Consider the following 18,112-nt stretch of genomic DNA (forward strand, 5'->3'; position numbering starts at 1 on the left):
ATACCTTTTCACCAATCAGACAATCGCCGGTTATCGGGCAGCAGCGAGAACGGCCCTGCGCTCAGAGCAGCGGCAGGGAATACGAGAGGATCAGGCGGTTCTCGTCGACATCGGCGGCATGGTTGGACCGCAGCATGGCGTTGCGCCAACGCAGGCCGAGGTTCTTCAGCGGGCCGCTCTGGATCACGTAGGCGACGTCCACGTCGCGTTCCCAGGCGCGGCCGTCGTCCATCGCCTTCGTCCGGGCATGGGCGCCGCTGGCGTAGCGGGCCATGGCGGTCAGCCCGGGAATGCCCAGGGCGACAAAGTCGTAGTCGTAGCGCAGTTGCCAGGAGCGCTCGCCGGCGCTGGTGAAGTTGCGCACCTGGATGTCGTTGACCAACGGCGTGCTGGTGCCGGCGATGTAGAGCATCCCGTCGTCGCCGTACATGCGCTGGTAGCCGGCGCCGAGGCTGTGGCCGCCGCGGGTCGCGCTGAAGAAACCGGTCAGCGCGCGATTCTCCAGTTCCCCGAGCTTCGCGGCACCTTCGTCGCGCGTGTCGAAGAGCCCGACGCTGGCGCCCAGGCGCCAGCCGCCGAAGCTCTGCTTGTGGCTCAAGCTGTAGTAGTCCTGCCGGTAGATGTCTTGCAGTCGCGCCTGCCACAGCCCGACCTGGCTGCGCTCGGCATTGAAGCGGTACTCCGCGCCCAGGTAGTCGAAACGGTCGGAGAACGCCCCGCCGCGCCCATCCACCGAGAGGTCCTGGTGGTCGCTGGAGTTGCGCTGGCTGAGCGAACGCATCTGCCCGCCGTGCAGGGTCAGGCCGGCGATTTCCCTGGAGGTCAGCATGCCGCCCTGGAAGGTCTGTGGCAGCAGGCGGCCGTCGTTGCGCAGGAGGATTGGCAGTTCCGGCAGCAGTTCGCCGAGCTTCAGCTCGGTATTCGACAGCTTCAGCTTCGGCGCCACGCCCAGTCGCGCGTAGTCGTCCGCTGCGCGTCCGTCGGCGTGGCGTGGCAGCAGCCCGGAGCCGGCACGATCAGGGCTGCTGTCGAGCTTCAGGCCGAGCTGGCCGAGCAGCTCGACGCCGAGGCCCAGGGTGCCCTGGGTATAGCCGGACTTCGCCTGTAGGAGAAAGCCTTGGGCCCACTCCTCCTGTTTCGACTGCGCCGCGCCGGGCTGGCGGAAGTCGCGATTGAAATAGAGATTGCGCAGGCCGAGGCTGACGCTGGCGTCTTCGATAAAGCCCTCGGCGCCGGCGAGCGACGGCAGGCCGGCCAGCAGGACCGGGGTGAGCGAGGCGGATTTCAGCAGGTTCGGAGCGGAACGGGTCATTGTTGTTTTTCCTTTTCCCAGGCCGAAGCGAGCCGTGGAGCGCTGCGGCTCCAGGCGATGTGTCTCTCGTCGAAGGTGCGACGCCTCCTGCCCCGCCGCGACGGTACAGGGAGGCGCCAGGGAGCGCGTTACGAAGGGGCGGCGCTCTGGTTGTCGTGTCGCATGCAGGCGATCAGGCTTTGCGCCTGCCCATCCGGCAGGCGATCTCGAACGCCTGGCGGGTGGCGCCGACGTCGGCCCTTCCCTGCCCGGCGATATCGAAGGCGGTACCGTGGGCCGGCGTAGCGATGGGGATCGGCAGGCCGCCCTGGACGGTTACGCCGCGGGAGAAGCCCATCAGCTTGATCGCGATCTGCCCCTGGTCGTGGTACATGGTCACCACCGCGTCGAAGGCACGGGCGTCGCCCTGCACCTTGAGGAAAATGGTGTCGGCGGGATACGGGCCGTCGGCGGCGATCCCCTGTTCGCGCGCCTTCTGCACCGCCGGAGCGATGATGTCCAGCTCCTCGCGGCCGAAGCTGCCGTTGTCGCCGTTGTGCGGGTTCAGTCCGCAGACGCCGATGCGCGGCCGCGCCAGGCCGCTGCGGCGCAGCGCGTCGTCGATCAGGCGGATCGCCTCCCCTACCCGCTCCTGGCTGAGCAGGCCCGGCACCTCGGCCAGGGCTACGTGGGAGGTCACCCGCGAGGTCCAGAGGTCGTCGAGGACGTTGAACTCGCAGAACGGGCCGCCGAACCCCAGGCGCTCGGCGAACCAGTGCAACTCGTCGCTGTGGTCCATGCCGGCCATGTGCAGCGAGGTCTTGTTCAGCGGGCCGAAGAGGATCGCGTCGGTCCTGCCGCTGCGGGTCAGTTCGAGGGCCAGCGCGAGGGTTTCCAGGCTGTAGCGGCCACCGACGGCGCTCGCTTCGCTGCGTGGGAACTCGTCCCCGCCCTGGCTGAGCCAGGGATGCAGCAGTGGCGTGGCGTCGGCGAAATCCAGGGTCTCCAGCGCGTCGATGCGCCGGTAGGGGAATTCGCAGCCGGCGATGCGCATGCCGCGGCGCATTTCCGCTTCGTCGGCGATCAGCACGATGTGCGCCTTCTCGCGCACCTCGGTGTCGGCCAGCAGGCGGGCGATCAGTTCCGGGCCGATGCCGGCCGGATCGCCCAGGACCATGGCCAGTCGCGGTAGGGATGGAGCGTTCATGGGGAAGTCCTCGGGTCGAGCGACGCCTGCTGCAGGCGCACGGTGTCGGGTACGGTGCGGTAGATGCGCCGCGCGTTGCTATGGAAAAGCCGTTCCTGGTCGGCGTACGGCAGGTCGGCGACGATGCGTTTGAAACCGCCATAGATGTCGTCGAACGAGCCGCACAGGCTGTCCACCGGGAAGTTGCTGGCGAACATCGCCCGCTCGACGCCGAACAGGGCGATGCTTTCGCGGACGATCCAGGCGTTGTCCTCGACGCTCCAGCGCCGGCCGGCCTGGCCGATGCCGGAGATCTTCAACGCCACGTTGGGGCATTCGGCGAAGCGCGCCATGGCCCGTTGCCAGGCGGCCAGCCCCTCCTCGCTGCGATCGGACGGCAGGCCGGCGTGGTTGAGCACGATCAGCGTATCGGGGAAGTCGCGCGCCAGGCATGCGGCCTCGGCGAGGTTCCACCAGGGTGTCTGCAGGTCGAAGTGCAGGCCGTGCCGGGCCAGCTCGGCATAGCCGCGACGCCAGCGCTCGTCGCTCATCAGGCTGCGCAGCTCGCCGACCTGTTGCGGGCGTTGCGGACCGCCGGGCTTGTGGCGGACGCTGCGGACCCGTGCGAAGCCCGCCTGCGCCGCCAGCACCTCGGCGGCGTCCGGCGCGTCCAGCCAGGCCTGCGCCACCACTGCGTGGGGCGCGCCATGGCGTTCGGCGAGGTGATGCACGAAGCGGGTTTCGCCGAGCGGATCGCGCGGGTCCCACTCGGTTTCCACGTAGACCGTCTCGACCACCCGGTGTGCGCCGACGTCGCCGAAGTAGTCCGCCGGCAGGTAGCGGCGCTTGATCGCGCTGTAGTCGCCGTAGCGGAACGGAATCTTGGCGTCCTCCGCGAGCCAGGGGTGGTAGTTCGCCTGCGGGTCCCAGAAATGATGATGGGCGTCGACGATCGGCCCGTCGTACAGCTCAGCCATGCTTTGCCTCGGTCTTGTCCAGGGAAATCAGCAGGGTGCCGGCGATGAAGGCTGCCGAGCAGAGGGCGAAGAAGCCCAGCACCGCGGCATATCCGCCCAGGTGTTGCAGCAGCAGCCCGACCAGGATCGGCACGGCGATGCCGCCGAGGCTGCCGGCCATGTTCATCACCCCGCCGACCAGGCCGACCCGGGCCGGAGCGGCGAGCAAGGCCGGAAAGCTCCAGTACAGGCTGCCCCACATCAGGAAGAAGGCGGTCAGCGCCAGCAGGGTCACGGCGGCATAGGCATCTTCCAGGCTCGGCAACAGCAGGAAGGCGACCAGCGCCGCGAGGCCCGAGACCGTCAGCAGGCCCTTGGCCGCCAGGCCGCGGCGCACGCCCTTGCGGATCAGCAGGTCGCAGAGGAAGCCGCCGACCAGGGAACCGACGGCGCCGCAGAGGAAGATGACGAAGGTCGCGGCGCCGATACCCTTGATATCGAAGCCGCGCGCCTGCGCCAGGTAGCTAGGACCCCAGGTCAGCAGGCCGAAGAACACCATGGCCCAACTGGCGCGGCCGAGGACGATACCGACCAGGGAGCGGCCGGCGATGCCCAGTCTTCCGCCGGCCTGGCAGTCCGCTTCGGCGAGCGGGGTGGTGCGGTCGGCGTTGATCCGGCCCAGCTCGGCGGCGTTGACCCCGGGATGCTCGGCCGGGTCGTCGCGCAGGTAGTGCCAGGCCAGCCAGGCCATGGCCAGGGTGGCGATGCCGGCGATGAAGAAGGCGCTGCGCCAGGAGCCGAGCACGGCGATCAGGTAGGCGATGACCAGTCCGCCGAGAGCGACGCCCAGCGGCCCTCCGCAGTCCATCAGCACGGCGCCGCGGCTGCGTTCGCTGGAGCCCAGCCACAGCGAGTTGAGCTTGCCGCCGGAGGGGAACAGCGGCGCTTCCGCCGCGCCCAGGGCGACCCGGGCGAACATCAGCGACAGGCCGCCGCTGGCGAAGGCCGCGAGGGTCTGGAAGGCTCCCCAGAGACCGGTGGACCAGCCGATCACCCGGCGCGGGCCGTAGCGGTCGATCAGCCAGCCGCCGGGAATCTGCAACAGCGCGTAGGCCCAGAAGAAGCTGCTGAGGATCAGCCCCTGCATGCTCGGCGTGAGCTGGAATTCACCGGCGATGGTGGGCATGGCGATGGACAGCGAGACCCGGTCGACCAGGTTGATCACCGTCAGGGCGAAGACGATGGCGAAGATGCGCCAGCGGACGTTGCTGGGTTTTGCGGCAGTGGCCTTGTCCTGGGCAGGATCAGCCTGGAGCACGGCGGTCTGTGCCTGAGCCATGGGTCGTACCTCTTTTATTGTTGTTCTTGTGCTGCGGAACTGGGTTGGCAGGTCCGGCAGGCCCACTATCCGGCTTTCCATCGATAACCGTCTAATCAAAGCTGCTCATACGGCCATTTCCTACGGTTATCGCTCCAGGTATCCGACATCCGCTTCCACTCATAACCCCAGGCTATCGGTGTATGCCTTATTTTGAGTGGACGCTTATCGGTGCGCTTCGCACACTCCGCTCTACCCATAACAACAATGACAACCAGAGGTCCTCCATGCGTACCGCATATGCGCGCTCCGTCCCCTCCTTCCTGGCCGCTTGCGCCCTGCTCTGCTGCACCACCCTGCCCGCCCTGGCGGCTGCCTGGAAACCCGAAGAGAACCTGGAGATCGTCGTCGCCGGCGGTCCCGGTGGCGGCACCGACCAACTCGCCCGCCTGGTCCAGTCGGCGATCAGCCAGAACAAGCTGCTCGACGTCAACACCGTGGTGCTGAACAAGGGCGGCGGCAACGGCGCCGAAGCCTTCCTCGACCTGAAGCTGGCCAAGGGCAACGCGCACAAGCTGGTGATCGGCACCAACAATGTCTACCTGCTGCCGCTGGTGGCCCGGCTGGGCTACCAATGGACCGACCTGACGCCGGTGGCGGCGGTGGCCGAGGACGACTTCATCCTCTGGACCTACCAGGCGGCGCCGTGGGCGGACGCCGCGGCGTTCCTCGCCGATCTGAAGAAGGACGCGACAGGCATGCGCTTCGGCGGCAGCCAGTCGAAGGACGTCGACCAGACTCTAAGCCTGCTGCTCGGCAAGCAGGTCGGCGGCAAGCTGACCTACATCCCCTTCAAGAGCGGCAGCGAGGCGTCCATCCAGTTGGCCGGCAGGCACATCGCCGCCAACCTCAACAACCCGGCGGAAAGCCTCAGCCAGTGGCGCGGCGGCCAGGTCCGGCCGCTCTGCGTGTTCAGCCACGAGCGCATGATCTACACCGCCAAGGTCGCTGCCGAGCAGTCCTGGGCGGACATCCCCACCTGCCACGAGCAGGGCCTGGGCATCAACCAGTACCGCTTCCCGCGCACCGTGTTCCTGCCCGGCGGAGTCAGCGACGAGCAGCGCGCCTTCTACGTCGAGTTGATGCGCAAGGTCAGCCAGACCGCCGAGTTCAGGGACTATGTCGAACGCTCGGCGCTGGCGCCGACCTTCCTCGCTGGCGAGGACCTGGTGAGCTACATCGAGAAGGACCGCCAGCGCGTCATCCCGCTGTTCCAGGAAGCCGGCTGGCTTCGCCAGTAAGCCGCGTAGCGCGACCAGGAGACGAACATGTCCAGCTCATCCAATGCGCCGCTGGTCGCCACCCGCTGGGTGGAGATCGGCCTGGCGCTGTTCACCGCCGCGCTCGGCGCGATCGTCATGTACGGCAGCCAGGATATCGGCATCGGCTGGGGCGACAGCGGCCCCGAGGCCGGCTATTTCCCCTTCTACATCGGCCTGCTGCTGAGTGCCGCCAGCCTCGGCAACCTGCTCTTGGCCCTGTGCCGCTGGCGGGCGCTGGGTACCTCGTTCGTCGCCCGCACGGCCTTTCGCCGGGTGCTTGCGGTGTTCCTGCCGATCGCCGCCTACGTGGCGGCCATGCCGTTCGCCGGGATCTACCTCGCCTCCGCGTTGTTCATCGCCTGGTTCATGTGGCGCGACCGTAGCCGCGACAAACCCTACGGCGTGCCGCTGATCGTCACGCTGTCCTGCGGCGCGGCGCTGGCCAGCTACCTGGTCTTCGCCGTCTGGTTCAAGGTCCCGCTGGATGCCGGAATACTGGTCGACCTTGCGGCCTTCGTCGGGAGCGCCAGGCCATGAGCGAATTCGATTCCCTGATGCAGGGCATGAGCCTGGTCCTCAGCGCCCATCACCTCGGCCTGATGGTGATCGGCGTGCTGCTCGGCATCCTGGTCGGCGTGCTGCCGGGCCTCGGTGCGCCGAACGGGGTGGCGCTGCTGCTGCCGCTGACCTTCAGCATGTCGCCGGTGTCGGCGATCATCCTGCTTTCCTGCATGTATTGGGGCGCGTTGTTCGGCGGCTCGATCACCTCGATCCTGTTCAACATCCCCGGCGAGCCGTCGTCGGTGGCCACCACCTTCGACGGCTACCCGATGGCGCGCAACGGCCAGGCCGGCGAAGCGCTGACCGCCGCCTTCACCTCGGCGCTCCTCGGGGCGCTGGTCGGCGTGCTGCTGCTGACCTTCCTGTCCACCCATATCGCTCGCTTCGCCCTGGCGTTCAGCTCGCCCGAGTTCTTCGCCGTCTACCTGCTGGCGTTCTGCACCTTCATCGGCATGAGCCGCAACCCGCCATTGAAGACCCTGGTGGCGATGACCATCGGCTTCGCCATGGCCGCCGTGGGCATGGATACCGTGTCCGGCGACCTGCGCCTGACCTTCGACCAGCCCTGGCTGCTTTCCGGGCTGAGTTTCGAGGTGGCGGTGATCGGCCTGTTCGGCATCGGCGAGATCCTCTGCACGGTGGAGGAAGGCCTGGTGTTTCGCGGCGAGCGCGCACGCATCACGCCGATGGTGATCCTGCGTACCTGGGCCAGGCTGCCGCGCTACTGGCTGACCTGGCTGCGCAGCGCGCTGGTCGGCTGCTGGATGGGCGTCACTCCGGGCGGCCCCACCGCCGCCTCGTTCATGAGCTACAGCCTGGCGCGGCGCTTCTCGAAGAACCGCGAGAACTTCGGCAACGGCGAGGTGGAAGGCGTGATCGCTCCGGAGACAGCCGACCACAGCGCCGGCACCAGCGCCCTGCTGCCGATGCTGACGCTCGGCATCCCCGGCTCGGCGACCGCCGCGGTGATGCTCGGTGGCCTGATGATCTGGGGGCTGCATCCCGGGCCGACGCTGTTCGTCGAACAGCACGACTTCGTCTGGGGCCTGATCGCCAGCATGTACCTGGGCAACGTGGTCAGCCTGATCGTGGTACTGGCGACCGTGCCGCTGTTCGCCTCGATCCTGCGGATTCCGTTCGCCATCGTCGCACCGATCATCGTCATGGTCTGCGCCATCGGCGCCTACTCGGTGCACAACGCCATGCTCGACGTGGTCCTGATGCTGCTGTTCGGCGCGCTCGGCTACCTGTTCAAGAAACTCGGCTACCCCATCGCCCCGCTGGTGCTCGCCGCGGTGCTCGGCGACAAGGCCGAGGACGCGTTCCGCCAGTCGATGCTGTTCTCCGACGGGCAACTCTCGGTGTTCTGGTCCAACCCGCTGGTGGCCAGCCTGACCGGCGCGGCGCTGGCGATGCTGCTCTGGCCGTTGCTGGCGCGGTGCGCCGGGGCGCTGTTCCGGCGTGGCCGGCGGAGTCTCCGGCATGCCGCCTGAGCCTGCGTCTGGCGGCGGGGTGGATTTCTTGTCACCCTGGGTCTCCCCGCCGCCAGCGAGATACGCCATGTCCCGGATTCCCGACGCCAGCATCATCCACAGCCGCCTGCGCCTGCGCCAGTTGCGCCTGATGCTGGCCCTGGAGGAACTCGGCTCGCTGCGCCGCGCCGCCGACGAGATCGGCATGACCCAGCCGGCGGCGACCAAGATGCTCCACGAGGCCGAAGACCTGCTCGGCGTCGAGTTGTTCGAGCGTTTGCCGCGCGGCATGCGCGCGACGCCTTTCGGCGAGACGCTGATCTATTACTCGCGGATGATCTTCGCCGAGCTGTCCGGGATGCGCGAGGAACTGGTCGCGCTGGAATCCGGCAACCTCGGCCGGGTCACCGTCGGAGCGATCCCGGCGCTGGCCTCGAGCCTGCTGACGCGCACCATCGCCACCCTGAAGCAGAGTCATCCACGGCTGTCGATGAGCATCCAGGTGGACACCAGCGACGTGCTGGTCCAGGCCCTGCAACAGGACCAGCTGGACGTGGTGCTCGGACGCATCCCCAGCGGCGCGCGCACCGACGACCTGGTGTTCGACAGCCTCGGCGAGGAAGAACTCTGCGTGGTGGTCGGCGCGCAGAACCCGTTGTCGCAGGCACGCAAGCTGGACTGGGGCGAGTTGCAGGAGCTGACCTGGGTGTTGCAGCAGCACCCCAGCCCGATGCGCGGGATCGTCAACCAGGCCTTCCACAATGCGCGCATCGACCTGCCGAGCAGTATCGTCGAGACCACCTCGATCATGACCCTGCTCTCCCTGCTGCAACAGACCGACATGATCGGCATCACTCCACGCTCGGTGATCGAGGACTACCCGGGCAAGCACCTGCTGGCGATCCTGCCGATCCAGCTGGAGCCGCGCCTGCCGCCCTACGGCCTGATCACCCGACGCAACCGGGTCCACTCCTCGGCCATGCAGACCTTCATGGCCAGCGTACATGCCGAACAGGCGCGGCACCTGGCGAAGTGAGCGGCACTAGCACAAATGAGCTAATAGCCGCGAGCCGGCTGGACCTCTAACATCCTGCGGCATTTCAACGGAGTGAATGCCATGCCCTCGATCAAGCCCTTCGGTCTCGCCCTGCTCGTCCTCGGTCTCAGCGCCTGCGCCTCCCTCGGTCAGTCGGGGAATCGCGACAACGAGGTCAAGGTCGCCGCGCAGAAGCTCATCGGCCAGCCCGCCGGCAAGGCCTTCGAACTGTTCGGCAAGCCCGACCAGGGCCTCGGCCCTTCGTCCTACGGTAGCGGCGGCTTCTACGCCTGGAACCGCGTGCGGACCCACATGGGGCCGGACAAGGTCTTCATACAGACCGGCACCGAGTACGTCGGCCAGCGCGAGACCTGGGTCGGCGTCGGTGGCCAGGGGGTCGCCGGCATGGCGCCGGTGAGTAGCGAGGCGGTCTATCGCAAGACCGGCTACTACGAGAACGAGACCATCCTCGACTATTTCTGCAGCATCACCCTGTACACCGACAGCCGGGACATCATCACCAACGCCAGCGTGATCGACTGCCGGGACAGCCGCTGACGGGGCCGCCGGGCCCCGGCCTTCCTTCTCGACGACGAACCCCCGACGCGGAAGCCCTGCGGACAATGGCGTTACGCTATCGTTTTTTATTTCCTTGAATCCTTGTTTTCATACCTCTTATTTCGTCTGGAAATAAGATAGATCGATTCATTCTTTTCTCCCGACCCTTGGCCCCTGCCAAACTCCCTTCGCCACGGGATACCCCCGCGCCGACATGGCGGCATTCCCATCCGGAATGTCCGCCCCACATTGCAAGGCCCTGATCGTCGATCGCGGCCGACAAGGAGCTGGAACTTTCATGAAGAAACTCCCCGCCATCACCGCCCTCGCTCTCGCCCTGATCTCCGGCCTGGCCCAGGCCGACCGCCTGGAGGACATCCGCAAGGCCGGCGTATTGCGCGTCGCGTCCTTCGACAGCAACCCGCCGTTCGGCTTCGTCGACGCCAAGAGCAAGCAGATCGAAGGCCTCGACGTCGACTATGCCAAGGCCCTGGCCGACAAGCTGGGCGTCCGGCTGCAAGTGCTGCCGACCAACCCGGCCAACCGCATCCCGCTGCTGACGGCGAACAAGGTCGACCTGGTCCTGGCCAACTTCACCATCACCCCGGAGCGTGCGCAGCAGGTGGACTTCAGCATCCCCTACTTCTCCTCCGGCCAGCAGTTCATCGTCAAGAAAGGCACCCTGACCTCGCCGGAAGTCCTCAACAAGTGGCGGGTCGGCGTGGACAAGGGCACGGTCAACGAAGGCGTGCTGCGCGAGAAGTTCCCCGGCGCCAAGGTCATCGCCTACGACGACACGCCCTTCGCTTTCACCGCCCTGCGCAACGGCCAGGTCCAGGCCATCACCCAGGACGGTCCGAAGCTGATCGGCCTGCTGGCCAACGTGCCCGACCGCGACAAGTACGAAGTGCCGCCCTTCACCATTTCCAACGACCTGATCGGCGTCGGTATTCCCAAGGGCGAGAAGGCCCTGACCGAGTTCGTCGACAAGAGCCTGCGCGAGCTGGAGCAGGACGGCCAGGCGCAGAAGATCTACGACACCTGGTTCGGTCCGCAGACCAAGACCCCGCTGGCGCGCCTGTACAAGATCGGCGACAAGAGCTGAGCGGCCCGCTTCGCCCGCACGACCCGCGCGCCTCACTTCGCTGAGGCGCGTTTTTCGTTCTACCCGACGGAATCCCGCACATGTTCGGCGAACTTCTCGCCCCGCAGTACCTGCGCTGGTTGCTCGACGGCTTCCTGCTGACCCTCGGTCTTGCCCTGCTCAGTTGCCTGCTCGCCACCCTGATCGGCGCCCCCCTGGCCATCGCCCGGCTGTCGCGCCGGCACCTGCTGTCCTGGCCGGCGCGCGCCTACCTGGCGCTGTTCCGCAATACCCCGCTGCTGGTGCAGCTGTTCTTCTGGTACTTCGGCGTTCCCGCGCTGCTGCCGGAGGCGCTGGTGAGCTGGCTGAACACGCCGCACGAGACGCCCTTGCTCGACTGGCCGTCCTTCGAGTTCCTCGCCGGTGCCTGGGGGCTGACCCTCTATACCTCGGCTTTCGTCGCCGAGGAGTTCCGCGCCGGCATCGCCTCGGTACGCCCCGAGCAGCGCGCCGCCGGCCTCGCCCTGGGGCTGACCCAGCGCCAGGTATGGCGCGTGGTGGTGCTGCCGCAGGCCCTGCGCACGGCTCTGCCGCCGCTGCTCGGGCAGTACATGAATGCGCTGAAGAACTCCTCGCTGGCGATGGCCATCGGCCTGGCCGAGCTGTCCTACGCTTCGCGCCAGGTGGAAACCGAGACCTTCAAGACCTTCCAGGCCTTCGGCATCGCCACCCTCCTCTACATCGGCGCCATCGCCCTGATCGAAGCCTTCGGCCAGGCGTTGCAGCAGACCCGCCGCTACCGCCAGGGAGGTGCCTGAGATGGATTTCTCGGTCATCTCGGACAACCTGTCCTACCTGCTGCTCGGCGCCTACCCGGACGGCCCGCTCGGCGGAGCGGCGCTGACCCTGCTGCTGGCGTCGCTCTCCGGACTGGCTTCGGCGGTGCTCGGCCTGGTCCTCGGCGTGGCCCTCGCGGTGCTGCCCGGCAAGCCGCGCCTGCTGCTGGTGGCGCTGCTCGGCTTCTTCCGCGCGATCCCGGTGCTGATGCTGATCTTCTGGACCTACTTCCTGCTGCCGATCGTCTTCCATGTCGACGTACCGGCGCTGGCCACCGTGGTCTGCGCGCTGTCGCTGATCGGCGGCGCCTACCTCGCCCACTCGGTGTACGCCGGCATCCACAGCCTCCCCGCCGGGCAGTGGGCGGCCGCCCGCGCGCTCGGACTGCGGCCGTGGCAGGTATTGCGCCTGGTGATCCTGCCGCAGGCGCTGCCGGTGATGCTGCCATCCTTCCTCAACCAGTGGGTGTCGCTGATCAAGGACACTTCCCTGGCCTACGTGATCGGCGTCGGCGAGCTGTCCTTCGTCGCCACCCAGGTGAGCAACCGGGTGATGGTCCACCCGACGGAGATCTTCCTGTTCGTCGCCCTGCTCTACTTCCTGCTCTGCACCAGCCTCGACCTGGCCGCCGCGTTCCTCGCCCGCCGCCGGCGGGCCTGAGCGGCGGCCGGTGGCTCAGGCGTCGCCGCGCGCCCGCGCGTAGTCGACCAGGTCGCCGAGGTAATGCGGCGAGGCGCGCAGGACGCCATCGTCCCAGCCGTAGAGCACGCCCAGCGCCGACACCTCCATGGCCCACCAGCCCCAGGCGTAGGGGCCGGTCAGGCGGCGGGTCTTCTTCTGCGCCTTGGGGGAAAGCTGGAAGAACTCCCGGTACTGGCTTTGCAGGTAAGGCGCCAGCGCCTGGGCGTCGCTGCCGTCCGCCTCTTCGAAGAACGCCCGCAACTGCCCGAACGGCCTTGGATGGAAGGTTTCCTCGCTGGCGGAAGTCAGGCCGAGGGCGGCCGCGCCGAGATAGTCGAGCAGGCGGTCGGTATCGAACTGCAGGACCTCCTCGACCAGCGCCGGGATGAGCTCCTGGGCATCGAGCAGCACGCCCATGGCGAGCAGTTGCAGCGCGAACGGATACTGGCCTGTGCGCGGCGCCAGGGCCGGCGCCGTCTCGAAGTCGACCTCGCCCTGCTCGCGCAGGCTGTCGCGGGCGGCGCCGAGCAGCCGGCTGTAGTCCAGCCACAGCGCGGCGGTCTCCAGGTAGATGGAGCGCAGTTCGGCGCCGGCCAGGCCCCGGTCGATGGCCTTGAGCAGCAGCGTACTGGCGTTTTCCGCGGCCTGGCCCCAGGCCCAGGCGTTTTCCAGGGCTGCGTGCCCTTGCGCGGCGAACGGCTGGCGATAGCCGTGGCTCCGGGAAAACCTGTCGAGCGCGGCGATCAGTTCGCGCCAGTCGGCTTTCCAGTCGGCGAGGTCGATGTTCCTTCGCGGCGCCCGGTCGGTGCGGGCCAGGTTGCGCCATAGCGGCAGGGCTTCGGCGAGTCGGTTGTCCAGGGTGAGGGGGAATGCGTGCATGGCGGCCTGTGGTGATCGCGGCCGTTTCCGGCCGTTCCGTGCGATCCGGAGTGCGGCCGTCCAGGCCGCATCCGGTATGGACGGCCGATGCTAGCGCAGCGTGGTGCCCCGCGGAAGGTCCGTTCTAGCGGCCCGCCGGCTGGTTCCGGTAGTAGTCGAGGAAGGCCTCCAGCGGCAGTGCCTTGCCGAAATGCCAGCCCTGGCCGAGGGCCTCGGGCGAGCGGCGCAGCACGTGGTCGGCCTGGGCCTGTGTCTCGATCCCTTCGACGACCACGCCGATCTCCAGGTGCTCGGCCATCGAGCAGAGCTTGTCGAAGATCAGTTCGACGGCGCTGCTGTCGCCGATGGACTGAGTGAAGACCTTGTCGATCTTGATCGCGTCTACCGGCAGGTTGGCCAGGTAGACCAGGTTCGAATGACCGGTGCCGAAATCGTCCACGTAGATCTTCAGGCCGAGTTCGCGCAGGCGGTTCATCCCGGCCAGCAGGCAGCCCTGGGCCTCGGTGGTGCGCTCGGTCAGTTCCAGCGCGACCTGTTCCGGGCGCACGCTTTCCCTGGCCATCTGGCGCATGGCGAAATCAATGAAACCGGGGTCGGCGATGTCCTTGCCGGTGACGTTGACGCTGACGTAGAAGCTCCGCTGTTCCCTCAGCAACGGCCCGAGCTGCTTCAGGGCGCGGCGGAAGACGAAACGGGTCAGCAGTTCGATGTCGCCGCTCTCCTCCAGGGCGCCGATGAAGACATCCGGGGAAACCCGCCCCAGGCTGCTATCGGTCCAGCGCGCCAGGGCCTCGACCCCGGCGCAGCGGCCGCTGGCCAGGCGCACGATGGGCTGGTAGTGCACCTCCAGGGCCTCGCGCTTCAACGCGCGCAGCAGCCTGGCCGGCAGTTTTTCGTCGTTGAGGAAGCCGAACAGGTAGCTGAGCAGCAGCATGACGCCGAACAACAGCCCGCCGCCGATCGCCGCGGCCATGGCCGCGCGTCCGGGCTCGGTGCCAAGCAGGCCGCGTTCGCGGAGAAGGGAGACCACGCAGATGTCCTGCGTCGGGTCGCACAGGCTTATCTGCCGGGCGCCGATGAAGCGCGGCCAGCCGGGCCGGTCGAGCGCCTCGAGGGGCTGGTCGTCGTCCCAGGCAAAACGGTGGTAGATGTAGTCGCCGCCACTGCTGACGGCCGCCGCCGAGATGCCCGGGTCCGGGTGGTCGACATCGAAATAGGCGTGCGGGGCAATGAATACGACGGCGTTGCCGCGACTGACCAGCCCGGTGGGCAGCGCCTGCAACGGCAGGGGCATGCCCTCCGACCAGAAGCGGGTGCCGGCGGCATCTACCCGGTCGGGCGCGGACAATCCCCAGGGCGCGCGCAGCCGGCCCCGGACGCCCGTGCACATGACCCGGTCGCCGCTGATCCTGCCAACGTCGCTCATGAAGCGCGACTCGAGCACGATGGAACGCAGCATTTCCAGGTCCTGGTCGCTGCAGGCCGGCGCGCTGCCGGCGTTCATCTCGCGGAGCATCTGGTCCGCCGCGGAGGAAATCTCCAGTGCCCGCTCCAGCGCCCTCTCGGTGTACGAGCGCAGGTGCGCGCCGTCGTGCTGGCGATCCAGTTCGTTGATGACGAAGATCCCACAGATACCGCCCACCAGGGTGGTGGTGAGCAGTATCGGCAGGATGCGTCGCCAGTTGATCCGGCCTTCTGCAGCCGTTCCACGCTCGGACATACCTTCTTCCGCCTAATGAATCCATGGAAAGCACGCCAGATTGCCGAACAGCTTCACGGGCCCTGCCGGGCCGTGCGCAGAACCTTTTCAGATTTGTCCCGATCGTGACAACGCTACCTTCGCCAGCGCCGTCCAGTCCGACTCCCCGTCGCCATGGGCGATGGCTTCGAGCAACACGTCGTGCAACAGGCTGGCCAGCGGCAGCGGCACGTTGTGGCGCTTGCCGGCGGACAGCGCCAGGTCGACATCCTTCAACCCGAGGACCAGGCGGAACCTGGCCGGGGTAAAACGCTGCTCGACGATCTGCGGGCCGTAGTTGCGATAGACAGGCGCATCGAAAAGCGTCGAGGACATGAGTTCCATGAACCGGCCGGGCTCGACGCCCAGGCGCTTCACCAGGGCGACGCTTTCGCCCATGCTTTCGATGGCGCTGGCGATCATGAAGTTACCAGAGATCTTCACCGCCATTGCCCCGCGCGGGTCTTTTCCGAAAAACCATGTCTTCTGTCCCATAATTTCCAGCAGCGCCTTGACTTGCTCGATGGCTTCCTCCGGACCGCCGACGACGATGTTCAGCTTGCCGGCCTCCGCCACGTCGGTGCGGCCGAACACCGGCGCGGCGACGAACGCGAGGCCCTGGCGCTGGTGCGCCTGGTCGAGCGCCTCGACGCAATCGAGCGACAGGGTCGACATGCTCAGGTGGATGAGACCCGGCCTCGCCCGTTCGAGCGCGCCGCTGTCGAGCAGCACGCCGCGAATCGCCTGGTCGTCCGCCAGCATGCTGATGACCACGTCGAGGCCGAACAGCTCGCCGACCTCCTCCGCCCTGGCAGCGCCCAGCGCCACCAGGGGCTCGCAGGCCGCCGCGGAACGGTTCCACACCGTCACTTCGAGTCCCGCCTGCACCAGGCGGGTGGCCATGGCGGCGCCCATGCCGCCCAGGCCCAGAAATCCGACTTTCATCCGTTTCACTCCTCATGGGGTCTTGTAGGTTCCGGATCTACCGGAGACAGGCTGGCCGCTGGCAGTTCCTCGAGGAGGAACACCTGGCGGTCCGCCAGGAGATCGGCGACGGCATCGGCCATCGCCCTGTAGTGCGGCATCCGTCGGTGCCGCTCGATGGCGTCGCGGTCGGCCCAGCGCTCGACGAAGACGAAGCGCCCGGCCTCGTCGAGGCTCCGGTGCAGGACATAGGACAGGCAGCCGTCCTCGGCCCGCGACGGCTGCACGCAGGCCAGCAGCAGCCGCTCGACCTCCGCCGCCCTGCCCTCGCGCGCCTGCAACAGCGCTACCACACGGACCGCCTGGTTCATGCGTCGGCTCCGACGCGCACCACCAGCTTGCCGAAATTGCGTCCCTGGAGCAGGCCGAAGAAGGCCTCGGGGGCATTCTCCAGGCCGTCGACCCGCTCTTCGCGGTACTGGATGAGGCCGTCGGCGAACCACTTCGACATGTCGCGCTGGAATTCATCGTAGCGATGGCCGTAGTCGTCGAAGATGATGAAGCCCTGCACCTTGATGCGCTTGCGCAGGATCGTGCCCATCAGCGCCGGCAAGCGGTCCGGCCCGGGTGGCAGCTCGGTGTCGTTGTAGTGGGCGACGATGCCGCAGACCGGGATCCGGGCCTTGGCGTTGAGCAGCGGGAAGACGGCGTCGAAGACCTTGCCGCCGACGTTCTCGTAATAGATGTCGATGCCGTCCGGGCAGGCCTCGGCCAGTCGTTCGGCGAAGTCCGCGGCATGGTGGTCGAGGCAGGCATCGAAGCCGAGCACCTGCACGGCGTGGCGGCATTTTTCCGCACCGCCGGCGACGCCGACCACTCGGCAGCCCTTGAGCTTGCCGATCTGTCCGACGGTGGCGCCGACCGGCCCGGTGGCGGCGGCCACCACCAGGGTCTCGCCGGCCTGGGGCTTGCCGATGTCGAGCAGGCCCATGTAGGCGGTGAAGCCGGGCATGCCGAGCAGGCCCAGGGCGTAGGACGGATGCTCCGGCGACTCGCCCAGGCGCGCCAGGCCGCTGCCGTCGGATAGCGCGTAGTCCTGCCAGCCGTTGGCCGAGAGCACCCAGTCGCCGACCTTGAACCCGGGATGGTTCGAGGCTTCCACCCGGCTGACCGTGCCGCCGACCATGACCGCGCCGAGTTCCACCGGCGGCGCGTAGGACGGCGCGTCGCTCATCCGTCCGCGCATGTAGGGATCGAGCGACAGGTAGACGGTGCGCAGCAGCACCTGGCCCGCGCCGGGCTCAGGAAGCGGAACCTGCTCGATGCGGAAGTTATCCCGGGTCGGGGCGCCGTGGGGGCGCGAGGCGAGGACGATGCGGCGGTTGACCTGCGTGGATTGGGACATTTCCAGACTCCTCTGTCTGACGAATGTGGCGAACGGCTCATACCGTGCGCCGGGCAAATTAGACCAGTCAACTACTGACGGGTCGAAAAAATACCCGCCTCTCGCGGGGCGGGTATTTCCTGGCGGTACCTCAGATTTCCAGCAGGCTGCGGGTGGTCTGCATGGCTGTCTCCAGCGGTCCCGGGCTGCGGTGCAGCTTGCTCAGCAGGCTCGCGCCGAGCCACAACTGGTACAGCGCGCTGGCCATGTGCCGGGCATCGCAGGGCGCGAGGGAGCCGTCGTCGTGGCCCTGCCCGAGGCAGCCGACCAGGCGTTCGATGATCCCGTCGGAGCCGTCGCGCAGGGTGATGCGCATGCTTTCCGAAAGGTCCGCGACCTCGGCGCTGAGCTTGACCACCAGGCAGCGCTGCTCGTCGCAGGGCGGGCAGGCGTTGTCCAGCCACTTCTGCCAGTAGCTCATCAGTCGTTCGCGGGCATTCAGCCCTGGCGCGGAGAAGCGTTGGTCCATGTCCGCCAGGTAGACGCGGAAGTAGTCCTCCAGCAGGGCCTGGCCGAACTGTTCCTTGGATTTGAAGTAATGGTAGAACGAGCCCTTGGGAACGCCCGCGGTCTGCAGGATTTCGTTGAGGCCGACTCCGGAGAAGCCTTTGACCGCCATGATCCGGTATCCGGTATCGAGCAGATGCTGGCGGGTGTCGTCGTAGCTGGTTTTCATGGGGCGCACGTTAGCTTGAATTAGACCAGTCGTCTAGAAACAATTCGAAGCCATGAGTATAGCGCCGACGGCAACTGCGCCGCTGTCGGGAACCGTGCGGAACGGACGCCGGTCCGGCGCCCGCCCCGCTCCGCGGATTTACCCCTCGC

At 67.5% G+C, this 18,112-nt stretch carries 18 protein-coding genes; 8 read left to right on the forward strand and 10 right to left on the reverse strand.

Features of this window, described 5'->3' with window-relative positions; translation table 11 throughout:
* Positions 1-61: 61 nt before the first annotated feature.
* The 4 genes from LE197_RS09655 to LE197_RS09670 all read right to left on the reverse strand — a co-directional run bounded on the left by LE197_RS09655 (position 62) and on the right by LE197_RS09670 (position 4,772).
* The gene (locus tag LE197_RS09655) at positions 62-1,312 is read right to left on the reverse strand and encodes an OprD family porin (protein ID WP_023109205.1); all 1,251 of its coding nucleotides are present in this window, start codon (positions 1,310-1,312) and stop codon (positions 62-64) included.
* A 172-nt stretch (positions 1,313-1,484) separates the two neighbouring features.
* On the reverse strand, positions 1,485-2,498 hold the full coding sequence (locus tag LE197_RS09660) for a 4-hydroxythreonine-4-phosphate dehydrogenase PdxA (protein ID WP_003123450.1): 1,014 nt from the start codon (positions 2,496-2,498) through the stop codon (positions 1,485-1,487).
* Positions 2,495-3,454, reverse strand: a complete 960-nt coding sequence (locus LE197_RS09665) for an amidohydrolase family protein (protein WP_003159110.1) — start codon at positions 3,452-3,454, stop codon at positions 2,495-2,497. The genes LE197_RS09660 and LE197_RS09665 overlap by 4 nt, the downstream gene beginning before the upstream one ends.
* Positions 3,447-4,772: an MFS transporter gene (locus tag LE197_RS09670; RefSeq protein WP_003117133.1), complete on the reverse strand. Its 1,326-nt coding sequence runs from the start codon at positions 4,770-4,772 to the stop codon at positions 3,447-3,449. Before LE197_RS09670 ends, LE197_RS09665 begins: the two co-directional genes overlap by 8 nt.
* A gap of 266 nt (positions 4,773-5,038) precedes the next feature.
* Between LE197_RS09670 and LE197_RS09675 the strand changes: the two genes are divergently transcribed.
* From LE197_RS09675 to LE197_RS09710, 8 genes are all read left to right on the forward strand, one after another.
* On the forward strand, positions 5,039-6,052 hold the full coding sequence (locus tag LE197_RS09675) for a Bug family tripartite tricarboxylate transporter substrate binding protein (protein ID WP_023109206.1): 1,014 nt from the start codon (positions 5,039-5,041) through the stop codon (positions 6,050-6,052).
* A 27-nt stretch (positions 6,053-6,079) separates the two neighbouring features.
* On the forward strand, positions 6,080-6,610 hold the full coding sequence (locus LE197_RS09680; RefSeq protein ID WP_023109207.1) for a tripartite tricarboxylate transporter TctB family protein: 531 nt from the start codon (positions 6,080-6,082) through the stop codon (positions 6,608-6,610).
* Positions 6,607-8,127, forward strand: a complete 1,521-nt coding sequence (locus LE197_RS09685; RefSeq protein WP_003144247.1) for a tripartite tricarboxylate transporter permease — start codon at positions 6,607-6,609, stop codon at positions 8,125-8,127. Before LE197_RS09680 ends, LE197_RS09685 begins: the two co-directional genes overlap by 4 nt.
* Positions 8,128-8,194: 67 nt before the next feature.
* Positions 8,195-9,142 (forward strand): LysR family transcriptional regulator, encoded by a 948-nt coding sequence (locus tag LE197_RS09690; RefSeq protein ID WP_003089050.1) that lies wholly within the window; start codon positions 8,195-8,197, stop codon positions 9,140-9,142.
* 81 nt (positions 9,143-9,223) lie between these two features.
* Positions 9,224-9,700, forward strand: a complete 477-nt coding sequence (locus LE197_RS09695; protein WP_003089049.1) for a hypothetical protein — start codon at positions 9,224-9,226, stop codon at positions 9,698-9,700.
* 298 nt (positions 9,701-9,998) lie between these two features.
* Positions 9,999-10,805: an ABC transporter substrate-binding protein gene (locus LE197_RS09700; protein ID WP_003089047.1), complete on the forward strand. Its 807-nt coding sequence runs from the start codon at positions 9,999-10,001 to the stop codon at positions 10,803-10,805.
* A gap of 80 nt (positions 10,806-10,885) precedes the next feature.
* Positions 10,886-11,602 (forward strand): amino acid ABC transporter permease, encoded by a 717-nt coding sequence (locus LE197_RS09705; RefSeq protein WP_003162806.1) that lies wholly within the window; start codon positions 10,886-10,888, stop codon positions 11,600-11,602.
* Between the two features lies 1 nt (position 11,603).
* The gene (locus LE197_RS09710; protein ID WP_003113694.1) at positions 11,604-12,281 is read left to right on the forward strand and encodes an amino acid ABC transporter permease; all 678 of its coding nucleotides are present in this window, start codon (positions 11,604-11,606) and stop codon (positions 12,279-12,281) included.
* 15 nt (positions 12,282-12,296) lie between these two features.
* Here LE197_RS09710 and LE197_RS09715 read toward each other — a convergent pair whose 3' ends face one another.
* From LE197_RS09715 to LE197_RS09740, 6 genes are all read right to left on the reverse strand, one after another.
* Positions 12,297-13,181 (reverse strand): DUF1911 domain-containing protein, encoded by an 885-nt coding sequence (locus LE197_RS09715; protein ID WP_003113693.1) that lies wholly within the window; start codon positions 13,179-13,181, stop codon positions 12,297-12,299.
* A 124-nt stretch (positions 13,182-13,305) separates the two neighbouring features.
* The gene (locus LE197_RS09720) at positions 13,306-14,901 is read right to left on the reverse strand and encodes an EAL domain-containing protein (protein WP_023109208.1); all 1,596 of its coding nucleotides are present in this window, start codon (positions 14,899-14,901) and stop codon (positions 13,306-13,308) included.
* Positions 14,902-14,988: 87 nt separating this feature from the next.
* Positions 14,989-15,864 carry an NAD(P)-dependent oxidoreductase gene (locus tag LE197_RS09725; protein WP_003113691.1) on the reverse strand — a complete coding sequence of 292 codons (876 nt, stop codon included), beginning with the start codon at positions 15,862-15,864 and terminating at the stop codon, positions 14,989-14,991.
* A 5-nt stretch (positions 15,865-15,869) separates the two neighbouring features.
* Complete coding sequence (locus tag LE197_RS09730) at positions 15,870-16,214, reverse strand: putative quinol monooxygenase (RefSeq protein ID WP_003113690.1); 345 nt, start codon at positions 16,212-16,214, stop codon at positions 15,870-15,872.
* The gene (locus LE197_RS09735; RefSeq protein WP_003113689.1) at positions 16,211-17,248 is read right to left on the reverse strand and encodes an NADP-dependent oxidoreductase; all 1,038 of its coding nucleotides are present in this window, start codon (positions 17,246-17,248) and stop codon (positions 16,211-16,213) included. Before LE197_RS09735 ends, LE197_RS09730 begins: the two co-directional genes overlap by 4 nt.
* A gap of 130 nt (positions 17,249-17,378) precedes the next feature.
* Positions 17,379-17,963 carry a TetR/AcrR family transcriptional regulator gene (locus LE197_RS09740; RefSeq protein ID WP_003123462.1) on the reverse strand — a complete coding sequence of 195 codons (585 nt, stop codon included), beginning with the start codon at positions 17,961-17,963 and terminating at the stop codon, positions 17,379-17,381.
* Between the last annotated feature and the right edge of the window lie 149 nt (positions 17,964-18,112).

The organism is Pseudomonas sp. PS1(2021), from assembly GCF_020405165.1.
GTDB lineage: Bacteria > Pseudomonadota > Gammaproteobacteria > Pseudomonadales > Pseudomonadaceae > Pseudomonas > Pseudomonas aeruginosa.

Bases quoted from the DNA above. Each gene is read 5' to 3' on its own strand.
- LE197_RS09730 (WP_003113690.1), bottom strand. From the start codon at position 16,214: ATGAACCAGGCGGTCCGTGTGGTAGCGCTGTTGCAGGCGCGCGAGGGC.
- LE197_RS09670 (WP_003117133.1), bottom strand. From the start codon at position 4,772: ATGGCTCAGGCACAGACCGCCGTGCTCCAGGCTGATCCTGCCCAGGAC.
- LE197_RS09655 (WP_023109205.1), bottom strand. From the start codon at position 1,312: ATGACCCGTTCCGCTCCGAACCTGCTGAAATCCGCCTCGCTCACCCCG.
- LE197_RS09740 (WP_003123462.1), bottom strand. From the start codon at position 17,963: ATGAAAACCAGCTACGACGACACCCGCCAGCATCTGCTCGATACCGGA.
- LE197_RS09685 (WP_003144247.1), top strand. From the start codon at position 6,607: ATGAGCGAATTCGATTCCCTGATGCAGGGCATGAGCCTGGTCCTCAGC.
- LE197_RS09710 (WP_003113694.1), top strand. From the start codon at position 11,604: ATGGATTTCTCGGTCATCTCGGACAACCTGTCCTACCTGCTGCTCGGC.
- LE197_RS09700 (WP_003089047.1), top strand. From the start codon at position 9,999: ATGAAGAAACTCCCCGCCATCACCGCCCTCGCTCTCGCCCTGATCTCC.
- LE197_RS09690 (WP_003089050.1), top strand. From the start codon at position 8,195: ATGTCCCGGATTCCCGACGCCAGCATCATCCACAGCCGCCTGCGCCTG.
- LE197_RS09735 (WP_003113689.1), bottom strand. From the start codon at position 17,248: ATGTCCCAATCCACGCAGGTCAACCGCCGCATCGTCCTCGCCTCGCGC.
- LE197_RS09660 (WP_003123450.1), bottom strand. From the start codon at position 2,498: ATGAACGCTCCATCCCTACCGCGACTGGCCATGGTCCTGGGCGATCCG.
- LE197_RS09695 (WP_003089049.1), top strand. From the start codon at position 9,224: ATGCCCTCGATCAAGCCCTTCGGTCTCGCCCTGCTCGTCCTCGGTCTC.
- LE197_RS09665 (WP_003159110.1), bottom strand. From the start codon at position 3,454: ATGGCTGAGCTGTACGACGGGCCGATCGTCGACGCCCATCATCATTTC.
- LE197_RS09705 (WP_003162806.1), top strand. From the start codon at position 10,886: ATGTTCGGCGAACTTCTCGCCCCGCAGTACCTGCGCTGGTTGCTCGAC.
- LE197_RS09715 (WP_003113693.1), bottom strand. From the start codon at position 13,181: ATGCACGCATTCCCCCTCACCCTGGACAACCGACTCGCCGAAGCCCTG.
- LE197_RS09725 (WP_003113691.1), bottom strand. From the start codon at position 15,864: ATGAAAGTCGGATTTCTGGGCCTGGGCGGCATGGGCGCCGCCATGGCC.
- LE197_RS09720 (WP_023109208.1), bottom strand. From the start codon at position 14,901: ATGTCCGAGCGTGGAACGGCTGCAGAAGGCCGGATCAACTGGCGACGC.
- LE197_RS09675 (WP_023109206.1), top strand. From the start codon at position 5,039: ATGCGTACCGCATATGCGCGCTCCGTCCCCTCCTTCCTGGCCGCTTGC.
- LE197_RS09680 (WP_023109207.1), top strand. From the start codon at position 6,080: ATGTCCAGCTCATCCAATGCGCCGCTGGTCGCCACCCGCTGGGTGGAG.